This window comes from Microvirga massiliensis (genome assembly GCF_001006805.1).
Classification (GTDB): domain Bacteria; phylum Pseudomonadota; class Alphaproteobacteria; order Rhizobiales; family Beijerinckiaceae; genus Microvirga; species Microvirga massiliensis.
In genome coordinates, this window is sequence record NZ_LN811374.1 from 63583 (window position 1) to 67075 (window position 3493).

A 3493-nucleotide genomic window follows, 5' to 3' on the forward strand; every position below is an offset into this window, starting at 1 on the left:
TGCTCGCACGGAGCTCCAGCATGGCCGTTCGCATGAACGACTGTATTCGACTTCAATACGGAAATCCGAACATCTTCAGCTTCGTGCCAAGAGCGGTCATTTCGCGGTCGCGACATCGACGTCACGCTTCGATCCTCTAGGGTCATACGACATGCATTGCCCGCGCCGCCGCGGCACAGCCCTTCGGCGCGCGACCGCCGCCCTCACGGGGCGCAGGCCTCGGCGATCGACAGGCTGTTCTCGTAGAGGCGGTGTCGGGTGATCCGGCCGTTCTCGACGGTGAGGTGCAGCGCGAACGGACCCGCAAAGAACTTCCCCGTCGCGCGTACGGTCCCCGACACGTGCCCCATCAGGACGGCGTCAGTGCCGTCTACGAGGAAGGTGTCGACCGAGGCGCGCGCGTCCTCGGGCACGGTGTGCTCCATCAATTCCTTGAACTGAGCAGCGCATTCGGCGGCGGTGGACCGCGGGCGGATCCACGGGGCGGCGGGGTTCTCGGCGAGCAGCCAGTCGACCTCGTCGGCGAAGAGCGCGACGAGCCGCCCGGTGTCCCCGGCCAGCCGGGCGGCAAGGAATTCCTGCACGACAGCCCGGGTGGCCTCGGCGACGGAACTCTCCGCGCTGGCGGTGAACTTGACGGACATAGTGCTCTCCTTGCTGTTGTGGCCGGATCCCGGCGGGGTCCGGTTGATGTGCTTGATCCTGCCTAGGAAAAGGAGAGCGGTCGATTACCCTGGAGGTAATGAGCGGCAAACAGTGATAGGGCCCCTTCTTCGGCGGAGGTCCGAACGAGAACGACGCCTTCTACGCAATACGCGCAGAATTGGCAGGGAACACCAGCGACTGGTTGCTGCCTATCGTCGACATTTAACCAACCATCCGCAAACGACTGCAAAGTGTCAAACTGACACGTTTCGATCGCGCGGCAAACGTCAGTTCTTACGCGGCAAATCAGACCAAGCTCTTCGGTCCGAAACCCTTCACAAATGGAGACCTCAGAGCACGGGCCCAATCAGGTCCGCATTGCGCCCAGATTCGCCATTCCCGAACGATGACACTTTGCCCACAATCGGACATTACTTTGATAAGCGCCAGTCAGTGGCGAAATCGGACAATCCCGGCCTCTCATTTGGGCCAATGAGACCATAGCGCCATGTTGAGCCAATTTCCGAGAAGCAAGGTAAAGACGAATCGGAGAGCACTGGCTGGGGTCATTATGTGGACTCACCTACTTGCCTGCGCGCTGCTCCTGCTGCCGGCCCAAGCCCTGGCGGGTGCTAAGGAGAAGCTCGCGGCCCTTGCTACGTCGGGGCTTGTGCTCGTGGTGGACGAAAAGGGCAACGAGCTGGTGGCTCAGAACACTGACAGACCCTTCGTGCCTGCCTCCGTCGCCAAGATTGTGACCGCCTGGCTGGCGATGGAAGTCCTGGGCGCCGACTACCGCTTCGAGACCCGCTTCTACCTGGACGGCGACCGGATGCTCTACATTCGCGGTGGCGGCGATCCCTTTCTGATCTCCGAAGAGCTGGCTCAGCTCGCGTCGGTGCTGGTTGCCGCTATTGGTCAGCAGCCGCTCAGCGGCATTGTGCTGGACGCGAGCTACTACCCCGCCGACATCCGTATCCCAGGCATCGAGGACACTGACGAGGCCTACGACGCGCTGAACTCCGCGCTCGCGGTGAACTTCAACACGATCCACGCCGTGCGCAAGGGCAAGACGGTCCGCTCCGCCGAGGAGCAGACCCCGATCACACCGCTCGCTGTCAGCCAGTTCCTTGCGCGGGCTCCCCAAGGTCGCAGTCGCATCAGCCTTACCCAGGACCCTACAGTGGGCCTGCACTATGCCGGCGAGCTGATCGCCGCCTTCATTGAGAGAGCCGGCGGCAAAGTCGAAGGCAAGATCTCGACCGGAGCCGTGCCCCAGGGCCTGGAGCCGGTCTATATTCACCGGCAATCACGCACCCTCTCGGCGATCCTTGCCCAGCTGCTCCTCGGCTCGAACAACTACATCGCTAACCAGATCTTCCTGGAGATCGGCGGGCATCGCCTGGGCGGGCCCGTCAGCCTCGAAAAGTCGCTCCAGGTCGCGAACGAGATGCTTGTCAGGCACGGCCTCGCGGAGTCCATCCAGCTCAAGGAAGGCTCGGGCATCAGTAGCGGCAACCGCTTCACGGCCCGCGGCCTTGCCCGGTTTCTGCATCTCTTCGAGCCCCATGCCACCCTGCTCCAAAGCGGCGACGGCACCCACTTCAAGACTGGCAGCATTCCCGGCGTCCGCACATTGGCGGGCTATGCCGACACGTCGAAGCATGGCCGTGTTCGCTTCGTGATCGCACTCACCAGCAATGATGGCGCGATGCGCTTCCGGCTACTCAAAGCCATCCAGTCCGAGCTGTAGCCACACGCGCGCCCGCCGAGCCGAAACTGTCCGCGCGTCCTAAAAGTCCGCAATGGCGGCTACTGAGCTCCGAGACCGGACGCCGCACGGGGCGCTGATGAGTGCATGGTCCGCTTTGATACCCTGGGCACCTCAAAGTGGAGAGGCAAATCTCAGCCAACTCCAGACATAGGGTTTGGGTCAACCTCAGTCGTGGAATGGACCCAAGGAACGTCCGCTTCTCCACCTTCTTCAGACCGTCTCTACGGCCAACGGGTTTGGAGATCACCTGTGATCGGGCGAGCCTCAAATCACTCGTTGTCGTTCCCGCCTCGCGAAGTATCCCGTGTGGTCATAGAGCCTGAAATCTTTTTGGGCCAATTGCTTCCCAAACCATCGGTGGTCTTTGCTACCGAATGCCGGATCGATACGACCGCATAGCCTGAAACAAACGAAGTGCCCTGCGCGACCGGAGTGCCTTGCCTTTGCTGGTTCATTCCCCTTGTCGCGTGGCAGTGCCGATTTTGGGTGAGTTGTTGATCGAGATCTCCCGAGGACCCGGCTTGGAGCCGCGATTTGCTTGCGTAGGAATCCTGTGTAGCTTTGGTCAGAGTCCCAAGGACGGCCGGGTGATCATCAGCCAGAAGATGGCGAGAACGGCCGCGAAGGCCGGGAAGCCGAAGGCGAACCAGACGCGGAACAACCTGTGATAGGCGCGCGGCAGCGGCTGGCCCTGTCGTGCTGCATCGGCCGCCAGATCGCGCATGCGCATCTGCATCCAGACGACCGGCAGCCAGAATGCACCGGTGATAAGGTAGAGCAGGATCGAGAGTACGATCCAGCCGTCCCGGATCGAGTAGCCGACATGCTGGACGAGAGCGAGGCCGGTGAGCGGCTGGGCAACGACGGCCGTGGCCGTGAACAGAAAATCGGCGAGCACGACGATCCGTGCGACAGCGGCCACTACGATCGGATCGCCGGTTCGGTGGGCGATCAGCATGAAGAAGGCGATCCCGGCGCCGGTGCCGAACAGCACGGTCGCCCCGATCACGTGCAGGTACTTGAGCGCAAAGTAGAGCATCAGCGATCGCTCAGGACCGCGAGGGCGACGAGATT

The 3493-nt window shown here is 62.2% G+C and carries 3 protein-coding genes; 1 reads left to right on the forward strand and 2 read right to left on the reverse strand.

Features of this window, described 5'->3' with window-relative positions:
• Positions 1-203: 203 nt before the first annotated feature.
• Positions 204-644: a nuclear transport factor 2 family protein gene (locus BN1233_RS40945; protein ID WP_046869426.1), complete on the reverse strand. Its 441-nt coding sequence runs from the start codon at positions 642-644 to the stop codon at positions 204-206.
• Between the two features lie 572 nt (positions 645-1216).
• On the opposite strand from BN1233_RS40945, the gene BN1233_RS40950 reads away from it, so the two are divergent.
• Entirely contained in the window at positions 1217-2398 is a 1182-nt protein-coding gene (locus BN1233_RS40950) for a D-alanyl-D-alanine carboxypeptidase/D-alanyl-D-alanine-endopeptidase (protein WP_046869427.1), read from the forward strand.
• Positions 2399-2984: 586 nt separating this feature from the next.
• Here the strand turns inward: BN1233_RS40950 and BN1233_RS40955 are convergent.
• Positions 2985-3458, reverse strand: a complete 474-nt coding sequence (locus BN1233_RS40955; RefSeq protein ID WP_046869428.1) for a DUF2269 family protein — start codon at positions 3456-3458, stop codon at positions 2985-2987.
• Between the last annotated feature and the right edge of the window lie 35 nt (positions 3459-3493).